This is a genomic window from Pseudomonas vranovensis (assembly GCF_040438935.1).
GTDB classification, from domain to species: Bacteria; Pseudomonadota; Gammaproteobacteria; order Pseudomonadales; family Pseudomonadaceae; genus Aquipseudomonas; species Aquipseudomonas vranovensis.
Genome location: NZ_CP159259.1, coordinates 5532894 through 5549516 on the forward strand (window position 1 = coordinate 5532894; position 16623 = coordinate 5549516).

15 protein-coding genes and 1 tRNA gene are annotated in these 16623 nt (G+C 62.8%); 10 read left to right on the forward strand and 6 right to left on the reverse strand.

The genetic code is table 11. The features are described from left to right. Positions 1–56: 56 nt before the first annotated feature. The 7 genes from fdnG to ABVN19_RS25635 all read left to right on the forward strand — a co-directional run bounded on the left by fdnG (position 57) and on the right by ABVN19_RS25635 (position 9209). On the forward strand, positions 57–3122 hold the full coding sequence (gene fdnG, locus ABVN19_RS25605; RefSeq protein WP_146117332.1) for a formate dehydrogenase-N subunit alpha: 3066 nt from the start codon (positions 57–59) through the stop codon (positions 3120–3122). Next, positions 3122–4072, forward strand: a complete 951-nt coding sequence (gene fdxH / locus ABVN19_RS25610) for a formate dehydrogenase subunit beta (protein WP_028944466.1) — start codon at positions 3122–3124, stop codon at positions 4070–4072. The genes fdnG and fdxH overlap by 1 nt, the downstream gene beginning before the upstream one ends. After that, complete coding sequence (locus ABVN19_RS25615) at positions 4069–4722, forward strand: formate dehydrogenase subunit gamma (protein WP_028944465.1); 654 nt, start codon at positions 4069–4071, stop codon at positions 4720–4722. The genes fdxH and ABVN19_RS25615 overlap by 4 nt, the downstream gene beginning before the upstream one ends. Positions 4723–4726: 4 nt before the next feature. Beyond that, positions 4727–5653 carry a formate dehydrogenase accessory protein FdhE gene (gene fdhE, locus ABVN19_RS25620; RefSeq protein WP_105642148.1) on the forward strand — a complete coding sequence of 309 codons (927 nt, stop codon included), beginning with the start codon at positions 4727–4729 and terminating at the stop codon, positions 5651–5653. A 107-nt stretch (positions 5654–5760) separates the two neighbouring features. Beyond that, positions 5761–7191 carry an L-seryl-tRNA(Sec) selenium transferase gene (selA, locus tag ABVN19_RS25625; protein WP_105642149.1) on the forward strand — a complete coding sequence of 477 codons (1431 nt, stop codon included), beginning with the start codon at positions 5761–5763 and terminating at the stop codon, positions 7189–7191. Continuing rightward, positions 7188–9107, forward strand: coding sequence for a selenocysteine-specific translation elongation factor (selB, locus tag ABVN19_RS25630; RefSeq protein ID WP_105642150.1), 1920 nt, complete (start codon positions 7188–7190; stop codon positions 9105–9107). Before selA ends, selB begins: the two co-directional genes overlap by 4 nt. Positions 9108–9113: 6 nt before the next feature. Further along, positions 9114–9209: transfer RNA gene (locus ABVN19_RS25635), tRNA-Sec, on the forward strand. A 37-nt stretch (positions 9210–9246) separates the two neighbouring features. On the opposite strand, the gene ABVN19_RS25640 is transcribed toward ABVN19_RS25635, so the two are convergent. Continuing rightward, entirely contained in the window at positions 9247–10092 is an 846-nt protein-coding gene (locus ABVN19_RS25640; RefSeq protein ID WP_028944461.1) for an alpha/beta hydrolase, read from the reverse strand. 221 nt (positions 10093–10313) lie between these two features. Here ABVN19_RS25640 and ABVN19_RS25645 point away from each other — a divergent pair, with 221 nt between their 5' ends. Together ABVN19_RS25645 and ABVN19_RS25650 are read left to right on the forward strand one after the other, a co-directional pair. After that, a complete protein-coding gene (locus ABVN19_RS25645; RefSeq protein ID WP_028944460.1) occupies positions 10314–11198 on the forward strand; it encodes a sugar nucleotide-binding protein in 885 nt (294 codons plus the stop codon). Beyond that, positions 11191–12120: an NAD-dependent epimerase/dehydratase family protein gene (locus tag ABVN19_RS25650; protein ID WP_028944459.1), complete on the forward strand. Its 930-nt coding sequence runs from the start codon at positions 11191–11193 to the stop codon at positions 12118–12120. The genes ABVN19_RS25645 and ABVN19_RS25650 overlap by 8 nt, the downstream gene beginning before the upstream one ends. 75 nt (positions 12121–12195) lie before the next feature. On the opposite strand, the gene ABVN19_RS25655 is transcribed toward ABVN19_RS25650, so the two are convergent. From ABVN19_RS25655 to ABVN19_RS25675, 5 genes are all read right to left on the reverse strand, one after another. Then, entirely contained in the window at positions 12196–12879 is a 684-nt protein-coding gene (locus ABVN19_RS25655; RefSeq protein WP_028944458.1) for an OmpW family outer membrane protein, read from the reverse strand. Positions 12880–12988: 109 nt separating this feature from the next. Beyond that, a complete protein-coding gene (locus tag ABVN19_RS25660) occupies positions 12989–13504 on the reverse strand; it encodes a DUF3299 domain-containing protein (RefSeq protein WP_028944457.1) in 516 nt (171 codons plus the stop codon). An 8-nt stretch (positions 13505–13512) separates the two neighbouring features. Continuing rightward, positions 13513–14778: an ABC transporter permease gene (locus tag ABVN19_RS25665; RefSeq protein WP_028944456.1), complete on the reverse strand. Its 1266-nt coding sequence runs from the start codon at positions 14776–14778 to the stop codon at positions 13513–13515. After that, positions 14778–15497 carry an ABC transporter ATP-binding protein gene (locus ABVN19_RS25670; RefSeq protein ID WP_028944455.1) on the reverse strand — a complete coding sequence of 240 codons (720 nt, stop codon included), beginning with the start codon at positions 15495–15497 and terminating at the stop codon, positions 14778–14780. Before ABVN19_RS25670 ends, ABVN19_RS25665 begins: the two co-directional genes overlap by 1 nt. Positions 15498–15543: 46 nt before the next feature. Beyond that, a complete protein-coding gene (locus tag ABVN19_RS25675) occupies positions 15544–16131 on the reverse strand; it encodes a DUF2796 domain-containing protein (protein ID WP_105642151.1) in 588 nt (195 codons plus the stop codon). Between the two features lie 132 nt (positions 16132–16263). Here ABVN19_RS25675 and ABVN19_RS25680 point away from each other — a divergent pair, with 132 nt between their 5' ends. After that, on the forward strand, positions 16264–16611 hold the full coding sequence (locus ABVN19_RS25680) for a hypothetical protein (protein ID WP_028944453.1): 348 nt from the start codon (positions 16264–16266) through the stop codon (positions 16609–16611). The last annotated feature ends 12 nt before the right edge of the window (positions 16612–16623 follow it).

Sequence of the window (16623 nt, forward strand, 5' to 3'; positions counted from 1 at the left end):
CGTTCAAGAGACGCCGGCAACGTCCCGCGCGTCCACCACCTGATCAGGAGTGCACGATGGATCTCAACCGTCGGCAGTTCTTCAAGGTCGCCGCAATCGGCCTTGGAGGCTCGAGCCTGGCTGCGTTGGGCATGGCCCCGACAGCGGCTTTCGCCGAGCAGGTGCGTCACTTCAAGCTGGCGCATACCAAAGAAACCCGCAACACCTGTCCGTATTGCTCGGTGGGTTGTGGCTTGATCATGTACAGCCAGGGTGATGCGGCCAAGAACGTCGCCCAGAACATCATCCACATCGAGGGTGATGCCGACCATCCGGTGAACCGCGGCACCCTGTGCCCCAAAGGCGCCGGCCTGCTCGACTTTATCCACAGCCCCAACCGCCTGCAGTACCCGCAAGTACGTAAAGCGGGGAGCAAGGAGTGGACGAGGATCTCCTGGGATGAAGCACTGGACCGTATCGCCGAGCTGATGAAGGCCGACCGCGACGCCAACTTCATCGAGAAAAACGCCCAGGGCCAGACGGTCAACCGCTGGCTGAGCGTGGGCTTCCTGGCCGCTTCGGCGTCCTCGAACGAAGCCGGCTACATGACCCACAAGGTCATCCGCAGTCTTGGCATGCTGGGGTTCGACAACCAGGCACGTGTCTGACATGGCCCGACGGTGGCAAGTCTTGCCCCGACGTACGGCCGTGGAGCCATGACCAACCACTGGACTGATATCGCCAACGCGAATCTGATCCTGGTGATGGGTGGCAACGCTGCAGAAGCCCATCCATGTGGCTTCAAATGGGTAACCGAGGCCAAGGCCCATAACAAGGCCCGCCTGATCGTGGTCGACCCGCGTTTTACCCGAACCGCTTCGGTAGCCGATTATTACGCGCCGATCCGTACCGGCACGGATATCGCCTTCATGGGTGGGTTGATCAACTACCTGATCAGCAATGACAAGATCCAGCACGAGTACGTGCACAACTACACCGACGTGTCGTTCATCGTCAAAGCAGGCTTCACTTTCGAGGACGGTTTGTTCAGTGGCTATGACGCCGACAAGCGCAGCTACACCGACAAGTCCGGATGGAGCTACGAAATTGGTGAAGACGGTTTTGCCAAGGTAGACCCTACCCTGCAAGACCCGCGCTGCGTGTTCCAACTGATGAAGCAGCACTACAGCCGGTACACCCCGGAACTGGCCAGCCAGATCTGTGGTATGCCGGTGGACAGCATGCGCAAGATCTGGGAAGAGATCGCCACCTGCTCGCAACCGGGCAAGACCATGACGATCCTCTATGCCCTGGGCTGGACCCAGCATTCGATCGGCTCGCAGATCATCCGCAGTGCAGCCATGGTGCAGTTGCTGCTGGGCAACGTCGGCATGCCGGGCGGCGGGGTCAACGCCTTGCGCGGTCACTCCAATATCCAGGGGCTGACCGATCTTGGGCTGTTGTCCAACTTGCTGCCGGGCTACCTGACTTTGCCGTCGGATGCCGAACAGGACTACAACGCCTACATTGCCAAGCGCGCGTCCAAGCCGTTGCGACCGGGTCAGATGTCCTACTGGCAGAACTACGGCAAGTTCCATGTCAGCCTGATGAAGGCCTGGTATGGCGCCAACGCCACGGCCGAGAACAACTGGGGCTATGACTACCTGCCCAAGCTGGATATTCCTGGATACGACGTGTTGAAGATGTTCGACATGATGGCCAAGGAGCAGGTCAACGGTTACTTCTGCCAGGGCTTCAACCCGATTGCCGCCTTACCGGACAAAAACCGTGTCACTGCCGCATTGAGCAAGCTCAAGTGGTTGGTAGTCATGGATCCGCTGGCCACCGAGACCTCGGAGTTCTGGCGTAATGCCGGGCCGTACAACGATGTCGATTCGGCGAATGTGCAAACGGAAGTGTTCCGCCTGCCGACCACCTGTTTTGCCGAGGAAGACGGCTCGCTGGTCAATAGCAGCCGCTGGTTGCAGTGGCACTGGAAGGGCGCCGAAGGACCGGGCCAGGCCCGGACCGACGTGTGGATCATGAGTGCGCTGTTCCTGCGCCTGCGCGAACGCTACCAGAAGGAAGGCGGGGCCTGGGCGGAGTCGATCCTCAAGCTCAACTGGCCGTACAAGGTTGCCCACGAACCGTCACCGGAAGAGATTGCCAAGGAGTTCAACGGCTACGCCGTGGCCGATGTCACCGATGCCACTGGCGCGACCCTAAAGGCCGGGCAGCAACTGGCCGGCTTCGCCCAGCTCAAGGACGATGGCAGTACCGCGTCCGGATGCTGGATCTTCTGTGGCAGCTGGACCGAGCAGGGCAACCAGATGGCCCGGCGCGACAATGCCGACCCGTTCGGCATGAAGCAGAACCTGGGCTGGGCCTGGGCATGGCCCGCGAATCGGAGAATTCTCTACAACCGGGCGTCGGCCGATGTGCAGGGTAAGCCCTGGTCGCCGAACAAGCGCCTGGTGTGGTGGAACGGCAAGGCCTGGGGTGGCACCGACGTGCCGGACTACAAAGCGGATGTGCCGCCGGAAGCGGGCATGAACCCGTTCATCATGAACCCCGAAGGCGTGGCGCGTTTCTTTGCCCTGGACAAGATGACCGAAGGGCCATTCCCGGAGCATTACGAGCCGTTTGAAACACCTATCGGGGTCAACCCGTTGCACCCCAACAACAAGAAGGCGACCAGCAACCCGGCGGGCCGGGTATTCGATTCGGTCTGGGATTCCCTGGGGCAAGCCAAGGACTTCCCGTACGCCGCTACCACGTACCGATTGACCGAACACTTCCACTTCTGGACCAAGCACTGTCCGATCAACGCCGTGACCCAGCCGGAGCAGTTCGTCGAAATCGGCGAGGTACTGGCCAAGGAGAAGGGCATCGCCGCAGGTGACCGGGTGCGCGTCACCTGCAAGCGTGGGCATATCGAGGCTGTGGCGGTGGTGACCAAGCGGATTCGGCCGCTGCAGGTCAACAACCAGACCGTGCACCAGATCGGCATTCCGCTGCACTGGGGGTTTACCGGGGTGACGCGACACGGCTACCTGACCAACACCCTGGTGCCGTTCCTCGGTGACGGTAATACCCAGACGCCGGAATCGAAGTCGTTCTTGGTCAACGTGGAGAAAATCTGATGGCCAGCCAAGACATCATTGCCCGTTCGGCCACCACCACACCGCCGCCCTCGATCCGCCAGCAGGAAGAGGTTGCGAAGCTGATCGACACCACCAAGTGCATTGGCTGCAAGGCGTGCCAGGTGGCCTGTTCGGAGTGGAACGAGCTGCGTGACGAGGTAGGGCACAGCTATGGCACCTACGACAATCCCCATGACCTGAGCGCTGAAACCTGGACCTTGATGCGCTTTACCGAGCATGAGACCGACGACGGCAACCTGGAGTGGCTGATCCGCAAGGATGGCTGCATGCACTGCGCCGATCCAGGCTGCCTGAAGGCCTGCCCCAGCCCCGGGGCAATCATCAAGCACGCCAACGGTATTGTCGATTTCAACCAGGACCACTGCATCGGTTGCGGCTATTGCATCACTGGCTGCCCGTTCAACATCCCGCGGATTTCGCAGAAGGACCACAAGGCCTACAAGTGTACCTTGTGCTCCGACCGCGTCGCCGTGGGGCTGGAGCCGGCTTGCGTTAAGACCTGCCCGACAGGGGCGATCGTGTTCGGCAGCAAGGAGGACATGAAGGAGCATGCTGCCGAGCGCATCGTCGACCTCAAGTCGCGTGGCTTCGACAACGCCGGCTTGTACGACCCCGATGGGGTCGGTGGCACCCATGTGATGTACGTGTTGCACCACGCCGACTCACCGAAACTGTACGCCGGCCTGCCGGACCAGCCGGTGATCAGCCCGTTGGTGGGGTTGTGGAAAGGGGTGAGCAAGCCGCTGGCGCTGCTGGCCATGGGCGCGGCGGTGCTGGCCGGGTTCTTCCACTACGTGCGGATCGGCCCGCAACGGGTGGAAGAGGATGAACACCCCATCCCGCCGGATTCCAGCGTGCATGTGGTTGACCCGGCGGTGCATGTGTTCGACCCGAACAAGCCTGGTGCGCAAGGGGAGGAACGACCATGAGCGACAAACCCATCCTGCGCTACAACGCCAACGAACGGACCAATCACTGGATCGTCGCGATCTTGTTCATTTTCGCCGGACTGTCGGGGCTGGCGCTGTTTCATCCGGCGCTATTCTGGCTCAGTCACCTGTTCGGTGGCGGGCCCTGGACGCGAATCCTGCATCCGTTCCTGGGTGTGGCCATGTTCGTGTTTTTCCTGGGCCTGGTGTTTCGCTTCTGGCGCGCCAACTTCATCAGCGGCAACGACCGCTTGTGGTTGCGGCGCATTGATCGTGTGATGCGTAACGAAGAGGAGGGCGTACCGCCAATCGGCAAGTACAACCCGGGTCAGAAGCTGCTGTTCTGGACCTTGCTGATCTGCATGTTGATTCTGTTGTTGAGCGGCATCGTGATCTGGCGCGCGTGGTTCAGCCAGTACTTCGACATCGGTGCGATTCGCCTGGCGACCTTGCTGCATGCACTGGCGGCGTTCGTGCTGGTGCTGAGCATCATCGTGCACATTTATGCCGGGATCTGGATCAAAGGTTCGGTCAGCGCGATGTTGCACGGCTGGGTCAGTCGCGCCTGGGCGAAAAAACACCATGAGCTCTGGTATCGGGAAGTGACCCGCGAGGATCCGCCGGATCCGCGGACCAGCAAAAAAGGATGACCCCTTGAGTACCATTCTGGAACCTGGGCAAATTGAAGCGGCGGCCAGCGCGCCGCCGTTTCTCTACCTGCCACCTGCAAACCTGTTCGCGTTGCGCGCCGAACGCCTGGATGCCTTGGTCCAAGGCAACGCACTGGGCGACTACCTGCAACTGATCGCCAGCCTTTGCCGCGTTCAGCAAGACCTGCTCGACAACCCACCTTTGCCCACGCCGCAGTACAGCGAGCGCCAGCGCTTATGCCTGGAGCACGGCCTGCCGCCATTGGCTGCCGACAGCCTGGTACGCGAAGGGCATTGGCTGGCGTATCTGAACGCCTTGCTTGAACGGTACCCGATGCCGGCTGCCGCGCAGCTGATAGCCGCTATCAACACCCTGCGCGAAGCCCGTGACGAGCAGCGCAAACTCTGGGGCATCGCCTTGTTGACCGGGCAATACAGCGCAGTGCCAGCGGCGCTGGTGCCGTTCTTGGGCGCAGCCCTGCAAGCGGCCTGGAACCATTGGCTGCTGAACTTGCCTGGCACCGAACTCAAGGCGGGCGACAGCCTCTGCCAGTGCCCGGCTTGTGGATCGCCGGCCATGGCCGGGGTAATCCGCCACCGTGGCAAGCACAATGGCCTGCGCTACCTGGTGTGTTCGCTGTGTGCCTGCGAGTGGCATGTGGTACGGGTCAAGTGCGTGTATTGCGAGCAGAGCAAGGGGCTTGAATACTTCAACCTGGAGGATGATCGCTACGCTGCTGGCAAGGCCCCCCTGCGTGCCGAATGCTGTCCGGGCTGCAAACGCTACCTCAAGCAGATCTACCTGGAAAACGACGCCGCGGCGGAAGCGCTGTCGGCGGACCTCGCCAGCCTGGCCCTGGACATACGCCTGGACGAGGAGGGCTATCAACGGCTGGCGCCGAACCTGATGCTGGCGCCGGGAGGGGAGTGAGGCCAGCGTCTACACTCATCGCGGGGCAAGCCCGCTCCTACGGTAGGAGCGGGCTTGCCCCGCGATAGACATACCCAGCCAAAGTCTCGTTGAAGGTAGTCCTCCGAATGCCCTCCAATCTCGCCACGTTTCCCGCCCGTCTGCCCTCCATCGACACCTTGCTGCAACACCCCGCCAGCCAGTCGTTGATTGATCGCTACGGTCGTGATGCTGTGCTGGCTACCTTGCGCCAGTTGCTCGATGACCTGCGCGAACCTACCCGTCTGGGACAACTGGATGCCGCCGAACTGGCCATTCCCGTGTTGGCAGGTCGCGCCGGCGAACGCCTGGCGAGCCAGCACCGCAGCCAGGTGCGACGGGTGTTCAACCTTACCGGTACGGTCCTGCACACCAACCTGGGCCGGGCGCTCCTGCCCGAAGAGGCCATCGAGGCCGTGCAGATGGCCGCCCGTTATCCACTGAATCTCGAGTTCGACCTGGCGACCGGCAAGCGTGGCGATCGCGACGACCTCATCGAGGGTTTGATCCGCGAACTGACCGGCGCCGAGGCCGTCACCGTGGTCAATAACAACGCAGCAGCCGTGCTGCTGGCGCTCAATAGCCTGGGGGCACGCAAGGAAGGCATCATTTCTCGCGGCGAGTTGATCGAGATCGGTGGCGCCTTCCGTATTCCCGACATCATGGCCCGGGCCGGGGTAAAGCTGCACGAAGTCGGTACCACCAACCGCACTCATGCCCGCGACTATGAAGCAGCCATTGGCCCGCGCAGTGGCTTGTTGATGCGGGTGCATTGCAGCAACTACAGCATCCAGGGCTTTACCACGCAGGTACCGACTGCCGCACTTGCGCAACTGGCTCACCAGCACGGATTGCCGTTGCTCGAAGACCTGGGCAGTGGCAGCCTGCTCGACCTCACCCGTTGGGGCTTGCCGGCCGAGCCCACGGTACGCCAGGCCCTGGCCGACGGCGCCGATATCGTTACCTTCAGCGGCGACAAACTGCTCGGCGGTCCTCAGGCCGGGATCATTGTGGGCCGCAAGGAACTGATTGCCCGCATCAAGAAAAACCCGCTCAAGCGTGCCCTGCGCGTCGACAAGATGACCCTCGCCGCGCTGGAGGCGGTGCTGGGCCTATACCGCAATCCTGACCTGCTGGCTGAGCGTCTGCCCAGCCTGCGCCTGCTGACCCGTCCCCAGAGCGAAATTATCGCCCAGGCCGAGCGCCTTGCACCTGTGCTGGCGCAACAGTTGGGTCAGCAATGGCAGGTCATGGCGGTGCCGGCCTTGAGTATGATTGGGAGCGGCAGTCAGCCGGTCGCACGCCTGCCCAGCGCCGCGCTGTGCTTGCGCCCGCAGGTGTCCCGGCGCTTGCGCGGTCGCTGCTTGCAGGGCCTGGAGCAAACCTTGCGAATGCTGCCGATTCCGGTGCTCGGACGTATCGATGACGATGCGTTGTGGCTCGACGTGCGCCAACTCGATGACGAGCCGGGTTGGCTGGCGCAGTTGCCCACATTGCAATGGACGGAGGTTTCCGGGTGATCGTTGGCACTGCCGGGCACATCGACCACGGCAAGACGTCCTTGCTCGAAGCCCTGACCGGCCAGGCTGGGGATCATCGCCGTGAGGAGCGCGAGCGGGGCATGACCATCGACCTGGGCTACCGCTACGCGTCGCTCGAGTCCGGCGCACCGTTGACCGGCTTTATCGATGTGCCGGGGCATGAGCGATTCATCCACAACATGCTCGCTGGCGCCCAGGGAATTGACCTGGTGCTGCTGGTGGTGGCCGCCGATGACGGGGTGATGCCGCAGACCCGCGAGCACCTGGCCATTGTCGAACTGCTGGGCATACCCAGGGCGTTGGTCGCGATCAGCAAATGCGACCGGGTCGAGCCCCAGCGGATCAAGGAGGTCCAGGCGCAGGTCGGTGTCTTGCTCGCCGCCGGGCCTTATGCCGGTGCGGCACAGTTTGCGCTGTCCAGCATGACCGGCGAGGGCGTCGATGCCCTGCGCCTGGCGTTGCTCAAGGCCCAGGGAGAAGTATGTGAGCGGGGTCGGCGGGGTGGCTTTCGCCTGGCCATCGACCGCGCCTTTGCCGTGGCCGGGGCTGGCATCGTGGTCACCGGTACGGCGCTGGCAGGGCAAGTGCAATTGGGCGATACCCTGGCATTGGGCAAGGCCGGCAAGCCGGTACGGGTGCGCGGACTGCATGCCCAGAACCAGGCAGTGAGCGAAGCCTGGGCCGGGCAAAGGGTAGCGCTCAACATCAGCGCCGAACGCCTGGCCCTCGAGCATGTTCACCGGGGTGACTGGCTGCTTGCCGAATGGCTATACGGGCCGACCCAGCGCGTGGACATCGAAATGCGGCTGCTACCGGGTGAAATCCGCAGCTTCACGCACTTCAGTCCGGTACATGTGCATTTGGGCACCCAGGACGTCACCGCTCGGGTGGCTCTGTTGCAAGGCGAGCAACTGCTGCCTGGCGGGCGCATGTTTGCCCAGTTGCAGCTCAACGCGCCGTTGCAGGCAGTGCATGGCGATCGCTTGGTGCTGCGTGACCACAGCGCGCAACGAACCCTCGGCGGTGGCAAGGTCCTTGATCCTTTCGCCCCGGCGCGCCAGCGTCGTAGTGATGCTCGGTTGGCGCAGTTGCGGGCATTGGCCTGCGTCGACAGCCTGGAGCAGGCCCTGCCGGCACTGCTGGCCAACGATGAAGCGGGGCTTGATCCGCAGCACCTGGAGCGGCAGTTCAACCGCCTGCGCAGTAGCTGGAAATTGCCGCCAGAGGTGCAGGTCATCGCCACCCGCCAGGGGCCGCTGCTGTTTACCCAGCTGCGCTGGCAGTCGCTGAAGCGGGCGGTGCTGGAGCAACTGGCGCTGTTTCATGAACAGGAGCCCGACCAGCTTGGTCCTGATCGTGACCGTCTACGTCGCTTTGTCGCGCTGCCGTTGGAGCGACCGACCTTCATCAGTTTGCTCGACGAGTTGCTTGCTGGCGGTGCGATCATTGGCAATGGGCCCTGGCTGCACCTGCCCGAGCACCAGGTGCGCCTGAGCGATACCGATACCCTGCTGTGGCAACGACTGCAGCCGCTGCTCGAACAAGGGCAGTTCGACCCACCGTGGGTACGCGACCTGGCCAAGGCGCTAGCAGTGGATGAACCCGAAGTTCGCATGTTGCTGCGCAAGCTGGCGCGTTTGGGGCAAGTCCACCAGGTGGTGCGCGATCTGTTCTATCCTGAGGCCACTATCCGACAAATGGCGTCTATGCTCTTGCAACTGGCCAGCGACGATCCGGTGGTACAGGTGACGGCCTTTCGCGACGTGTTGGGTATCGGCCGCAAGCGCAGTATTCAGGTGCTGGAGTATTTTGATCGAATCGGCCTGACGCGCCGGCTGGGTGATCGGCGTCAGGTTCGTGCGGACAATGCCCTGGCACAATCGCCAGGACACTGAGTTCAAGGAAGGCAATCGCGCCCGGTGGCGCGGCCGGGCTTCAAACCCGGTTGGGGACGGCAGCCGTTCCCGGGCAGGTTCGACTCCCGCTGCCTTCCGCCATTTTTCCCTCGGCAACGTGCGATTCGAGACGGATGGATCACCTGCCGTCGAGGACGAACTCTGCAACGGTCTGCGCCACCTGGTCGGCTACCCCGGGCGTTTCACGCAAATGTGCCGCAATGCCGTGATCGCAGTCCGAGAGCAACAGACACTCCAGATGCGGAGGGGGGACCGATTTGAGCAACGCACGGGTGACCTCTTCCGGAATCGGGCTATAGCGCTGTGCGCCCGCCAGCCACAGCGTCCCGGCCGACGTCCCGGCACCTTGGCCGTGGACCTGGGAGTTGAGCCCGTCATACTCGCCCATCACCAACAGCACACGCCCCGGGAACTGACGCAGGAATTCAAAGCTGTCGCAGTCCAGAAATCCGTAGGGCTTGCTGATCGCGGCCTTGAAGGCCGGGCCAAAGGGCGCATCGTGAGCGTTGTCCGGATACACGGCAGGACAGATGAGGATCAACTTATCCACAGCCGGCTGTTGCGCTGCCAGTTTCAAGGCAATGGAGGCCCCCAGGCTGTGGCCGACCACGGTCTGGCAGCGGGGTGCAATGTGTCGGTGAAAGCGCAAGGCCTCCTCGCGGTTGGTGCCCAGCGAAGGCTCGAACGCACCCGGCTCGCTGGCAAGGCTGTGCCCCGACAGATTGGCGGTCAGCGAACCGATACCCAGCGCTTGTAGCCGGTAGAGCAAGGGATTGAGGCGGGTGAAGTCCGAGCGAGCTCCACCGACGACGAACAGCGGCGGCGCCCGCTCCACGTCGGGGAGCAGCAGCCGGGCCTGTTGCTGATAGGTGTCGAAGGACTCGGTGATGAAGTGCTCTGTCCCGGGACTGGGTTCATCGTATTGCCAGGTAGAGCGTATCGTTGACATCGTGTCGAGTTGCATGGAAACCGCCTCGCTGAACTGAAGATGCAGCCAATTGCCAAGTGGGTCGCCGGTATCGAGCCATGGCGTGATCAGTCTAGGACCGAAATGCCCCGGATATCGAATGCATTGAACTCAATGCACACACCATAGTGCTGTAAAGGGCCAGCGTTAGACTTTCCCAGCCGGAAAACGCAAAATGTGCCATTGCCCTCAATTATCTGACCGGACCTGCTGACTCTATGCGAATGCGCCTGATGCTGTTGGGTGGTGGAAATGCCCTTGGGCAAGCGCTGATTCGACTCGGGGCCGAGGAAGATATCGGCTTTCTGGCGCCGCGCCCGCCCGACCAGGGATGGGACCCGGCCAGCCTGACCCAGTTGCTGGACGACACCCGCCCCGACGCCCTGGTGAACCTGGCCTATTACTTCGACTGGTTCCAGGCAGAGTCGGTCAGCGAACAACGCTTGGCGCTGCAGGAGCGCTCGGTGGAGCGCCTGGCCGAGCTGTGTCAGCACCACAACATCATTCTGGTGCAGCCGTCGAGCTACCGGGTATTCGATGGCTCGCGCGCCACGGCGTACAGCGAAAAAGACGAACCCGTACCCCTGGGCCTGCGCGGCCAGGCGCTGTGGCGGATCGAGCAGAGCGTTCGTGCGACGTGTCCGCAGCACGTACTGCTGCGCTTTGGCTGGCTGCTCGACGAGAGCATCGATGGCGTGCTCGGACGCTTCCTGACCCGCGCCGAGCAACCCCAGGAGCTACTGCTGGCCGACGACCGTCGCGGCAATCCGACCCCGGTGGACGACGCTGCGCGCGTGATTCTTTCGGTGCTCAAGCAGCTCGATTGTGCCGCGCCGCTGTGGGGTACCTACCATTACGCCGGCAACGAGGCCACTACGCCGCTGGGGCTGGGGCAGGCGATCCTCAGCGAGGCGTCGCAGTTGCACAAACTGGCCGTCACCGAGCCGACCGCGCAGGCCCATGCCGCGCGGCCTGATGCCAGCGAAGAGCCGCAGCATGCGGTGCTGGCCTGCAAGAAAATCCTGCATACTTTCGGTATCAAGCCACGCGCCTGGCGCGCCGGTTTGCCGCCCCTACTGGATCGATTCTACCGCCATGGCTGATGCCCCCATTCTGATCACCGGTGGTGCCGGTTTCATTGGCTCTCACCTGAGCGACGCGTTGCTGGGAAAAGGCTACGCGGTGCGCATCCTCGATGATCTGTCCACCGGCAAGCCTGCCAACCTGCAACTGGGTAACCCACGCCTTGAACTGATCGAAGGCGATGTGGCCGATGCCGCGCTGGTCAAGCGCGTAGCGGCAGGTTGCCAGGCGGTTGTTCACCTGGCGGCGGTGGCCTCGGTGCAAGCGTCGGTCGAAGATCCGGTGAAAACCCACCAGAGCAACTTCATCGGTACCTTGAATGTCTGCGAGGCCATGCGCATCAATGGCATCAAGCGGGTGCTGTTCGCCTCCAGCGCTGCGGTGTACGGCAACAATGGCGAAGGCCTGGCAATCGATGAAGACACGCCCAAGGCGCCGCTGACGCCCTATGCCGTGGACAAGCTTGCCAGCGAGCAATACCTGGACTTCTACCGCCGTGAGCACGGCCTGGAGCCGGTGGTGTTTCGCTTCTTCAATATCTTTGGCCCACGCCAGGACCCGTCATCGCCGTATTCGGGCGTGATCAGCATCTTCTGCGAGCGTGCCCTGGGCGGGCAGCCGATTACCCTCTTCGGTGATGGCGAGCAGACCCGCGACTTTGTCTACGTGGGGGATCTGATCAAGGTGATGGTTCAGGCGCTGGAGTTGCAGCAAGTGCAGGAAGGGGCCGTGAACATCGGCCTGAGCCAGGCCACGTCACTCAACCAGTTGCTGTCAGCGTTGAAGTCGATACTGGGCGATTTGCCGCCGATCAGCCATGGGCCTGCGCGGGCCGGGGATATCCGTCATTCGCGGGCCAACAACCAGCGTTTGCTGGCGCGGTTCGACTTTGCCGAGCCGACACCCTTTGCCCAAGGGCTGGCGCGGTTGTTGGGGCGTTGAATGCATCGCGGGGCAAGTCTGCTCCCACCTTACTGGTAGGAGCGGGCTTGCCCCGCGATTCACATTGAAGTCGACTCAGAACTTGTAACCCACACCCACCATGTAGACCCACGGATCGACATCGACGTCGACCTTGGTCTTGCCCACACCCAGGGCGCTCGGGCCGTCGATGGTGGCCTTGGTGTCGATGTCGATATACCAGACCGCAGCGTTGACCAGGATGTTGTCGGTGATCATGTAGTCCATGCCCAACTGGCCGGCCAGGCCAACCGAATCCTTGAGCTTCATGTTGCTGAAGCCCTGGGCCTTGCGGTTGCTGCTCAGGTCTTCGTCAAAGAACATGGTGTAGTTCAGACCGATACCGGCGTATGGCTGGAACTTCGAGGTAGGCTCCAGCGGGTAGTACTGCAGCGACAGGGTCGGTGGCAGTTGCTTGATGTCGCCAAGCTTGCCGTCCAGGCCTGCGCCCAGGCCCTTGACGCCAACTGTGTGCTGGAACGGGGTGGCAGCCAGCAGTTCCAGACCAATGTGGTCGGTCAGCATGTAGGCGAATGCCAGGCCCAGTTGGGTATCGCTGTCCAGGGTTGCCTTGGTGCCGGACATCTTGGTGCCGTCGAGCTTGATATCACCGCTGTTCTCGTTGGGAGCGGTGGTGATGGCGCCGGCACGCAGGATGAAGTCGCCAGCCTGGTGGGCGTGGGCAACAGGGGCTGCGAGCGCCAGGGCAATGAGCGAGGCGCTGAGCAAGGACTTGTTCATGGAAGCTCCCAAAGGACGTTTAGAATTGAATGGGTCCAATGGTAAAGAACCGCAGGAATGGCGATTTGACGTAGCTCAATGAAAGCGTCAACACCGTGCTGTGGGGCATTTACTCCAGTTCATAGGCGTAGATTTTCTCCGCGGCCATCTGGTAGCCAGCATCGGCCAATTCGCTGCTGGTGCTCTTCACCTGCATCCGCCCTTCGATCCAGTAGGGTTGATACAGGTCCTCTATGCGCACGCCCATCTCGCTGACGATATGCACTATCTGGTTCGACGGCGGCGGCGGCACGTGGATGCAGGCGCCGTAGTAGGGCACCAGGAGGAACTCGGTAGTGCGGCCTTCTTCGCTGACTTCCAGCGGTACGATATAGCCGGGCAGCTTCACCTGCTCCCCATCCAGGGCCTTGACCACCGGGGCGTTCGGCGATTGCTGGTGGGCGGGCGGCGCGGACTCGGCCGCCAGCGCATCGCCCAACTGCGAGAGGTCATGCATGGGCGCCATCTGCGGCTGGATCACCGGCGCACCGGTTGGAATCAGTTGCGACCATTCCAGGGTACGTGGCTCTTTGGCCCACAAGGGTGTGGCCACCAGCAGCAAAAGGGAAAGCAGTAAGCGTGGCATCGTGAGTCTCACAGGTGAATGGACAGGCCATCGGCCAACGACTGACGGTAGGCACGCCAGGCCGGCACGCTGCCCATCAGCAGCGCGGCGCCCAGAATAACCCCCAGCAGGGCCCATTCGTGCGCGCTGGGCCAGGCCAGTGGCAGGAACAGCCCATAGTTGGCTTGCACATAGCCTTGGGCCAGAGCTATGCCCAGGTACAGCAAGCCCAGGCCGGCAGCGATTCCGGCTACCGCCAGTGCCAACGCCTCAAGCACCAGCAGCCCGGCAATATGCCACGGGCGGGCACCCACCGAACGCAGAATGGCCATTTCCCGGCGCCGCTCGTTCAGGCTGGTAAGAATCGCCGTGAGCATACCGATCAGGCCGGTCAGGACTACAAATAACGAGACCACGAACAGCGCCTGCTCTGCGGTGCCCATCAGGCTCCAGAGTTCCTGCAGGGCGACCCCGGGCAGGATCGCCAGCAGTGGCTCGTTGCGATATTCGTTGATCTCGCGCTGCAGGCTGAATGTGGCGATCTTGTTGTTCAGGCCCAGCATGAACGCGGTGATGGCAGCCGGTTCAAGGTCCATATTGCGCGCCTGCTCGGCGCTGATCTTGCCAGCACCACGGGCCGGTACTCCGTTGTGCCAGTCGATGTGGATCGCTTCCATGCCGCCCAGGCTGATGTGCAGGGTGCGGTCGACCGGAGTGCCGGTGCGTTGCAGTACGCCGACCACGGTGAACGGCTTGTCGTCGTGCTTGACCAGGCTGATGGCGGCCACTCCGTGGGCCAAAACCAGTTTGTCACCGAGCTGGTAGTGCAGCGCTTCGGCGACTTCGGCGCCCAGTACCACTTCGAAGGGGTCGGTCGCGAAGGCTCGGCCCTGGGCCAACTGCAGATTCTGCCTGCGGCCGTACTGGTAATGCTCGAAGTAACTGGCGGTGGTACCCATGACCCGGTAGCCGCGATGAGAGTCACCGAGCGAGACGGGAATGGCCCATTTCACGCGTTTGTCGTTGGCGTAGTGCTCGTAGCTGTCCCAACGAATGTTGTTGGTGGCATTGCCGATACGGAACACCGAATACAGCAGCAGATTCACGGATCCCGAACGGGCGCCAACGATCAGGTCGGTGCCGCTGATGGTGCTGGCAAAGCTGGCGCGGGCCTCGGTGCGTACGCGCTCCACGGCCAGCAGCAGGCACACCGAAAGAGCGATGGCGAAGGCGGTGAGGAAGGCGGTGAAGCGGCGGTTGGCGAGGCTCGCCAGGGCAAGATGAAGCAGGTACATCAGGCCTCCAGATCATTGGCCGCAACGGCCGCGCGGTTGAGTTCGGCCAGTGACAGCTGGCGATCGAACAGCGGGGCCAGGCTCTGGTCGTGACTGACGAACAGCAGGCTGGAACCCGCCTCCCGGCATTCGGTGAACAACAGGCGAATGAAGGCTTCACGGGTGTCGGCATCCAGGGCCGAGGTGGGCTCGTCGGCGATCACCAGCTCCGGTTGGCCGATCAGTGCACGGGCGGCGGCCACCCGTTGCTGCTGGCCGATAGACAGGCTGTCGGCGCGCCTAGCCAGCAGGGCCGGGTCTTTCAAGCCCAGATGGGAGAGGAGGGTGGCTGCGGCCTGGTCGATGCTGCCGTGGCGCTCACAGGCGCGTTGCGCACGGCTGCGGGAGAAGCGGCACGGCAGCTCGACGTTTTCCCGCACCGACAGAAACGGCAGCAGGTTGAACTGCTGGAAAATGTAGCCGGTGTGGTCAACCCGAAACCGATCGCGAGCGGCCAGCTTCAATTCGCCCAAGTCCTGGCCCAGCAGGCGGATCGTGCCGCGGTCGGGCTTTTGCACGCCGCCGAGCAACCCGAGCAGGGTAGTTTTACCGCTACCGCTCGGGCCTTTGAGAAACAGTGATTCACCGGCCTCGAGGCGTAGTGCGGGGATATCCAGAAGAGGGGCTTGGCCCGGCCAGGCAAAGCCCAGGTCGGTCAGTTCAATCAGTGCCTGGCTCATAAATGAACGCCCGGGTTACCCCGGGCGCTTCGCTGCAAAAGGGCTGTCAGAATGTGATCGAGGCGTTGGCCGGGGTCGCTTCGACACCCTGCTGGCCGTTGGGTCCGATCAGTTGTAGCTGAATTTTCTGGGTGGCGGGGAAGGCTTTGAACAGCGGGCTCAGGTCCAGGCCCGTGAGGTCGCCGGGCTTCTCGCAGTTGAGTTGGTAGTGCGCGTGGATCTCACTGTGACCGGCCTTGTGCGCCTCACCATCGTCGTCAACTGCCGGCCTGTCCCCGAACAAGGGGCTTTCCAGCGCCTGTTCGGATTCGCTGCAGTTGGCCGCCTTGGGCAGGGCAAACAACGCCAGGGGCTTTTCCAGTTGGGCGCGTGCGGCGGCAACCTTGGCCTTGTCGGCAGCGCTGCCGGCGGCGTGTTCAAAGCCGACCAGATTCATCGCCGGGCTTTGCAACTCAATCTCCAGTGTCTTGCCGTCGAGTACTGCATTGAGTCGGGCAACCCCGTGCTCATGCGCGGCGAGGCTGCCGTGGGCGTGATCATGGTCGTGATCGTGATCGTGATCGTGGTCGTCATGGGCATGGGCAACGGCCAGGGGAAGTAAAGCGAACGGCAAGGCAAGCAGCAGACGAAGCATGGGCAAGACTCCACGAGAGCACGGGGTTGATTTTGTGATGTTATAACAACTTGTTCCGTGGATGCCAGCGTGCTTGGCGACAGGTCGTCAGCGTGGGAGCATGGAGCCCGTTAATGTGCAGAGGAAAAGACCGTGCGAATTCGTGGACATATCGGCGACTGGCCAGTGGATCTGACCCTGGAGCTGGAGCCGTCTGAGTGGGCGCAGTTGGGTGGCCAACTGACGGCGGTGGCACCGCTGGCCACGGTGGCTGCAGTCGCCTCGGTGCCCAGCGCTCGCCCGGATGATGCCCTGTGGCAGGCGGCGCGGGATGTGCTGCGCAAGGCGGGGCAACTCAATGGGCCGGCGCTGCTTGAGCACCTCGAAGGGCTGGCGGGGAATACCGCGGCGGGCAAGCGCTTGCTGGTGCGCTTGCGCCACAGCGCCGAGGTGAAGGTGGAAAGCGGCGCGGATGCGCCGGTGTATCACTGGGTCGGGTGAATCTTATCGCGG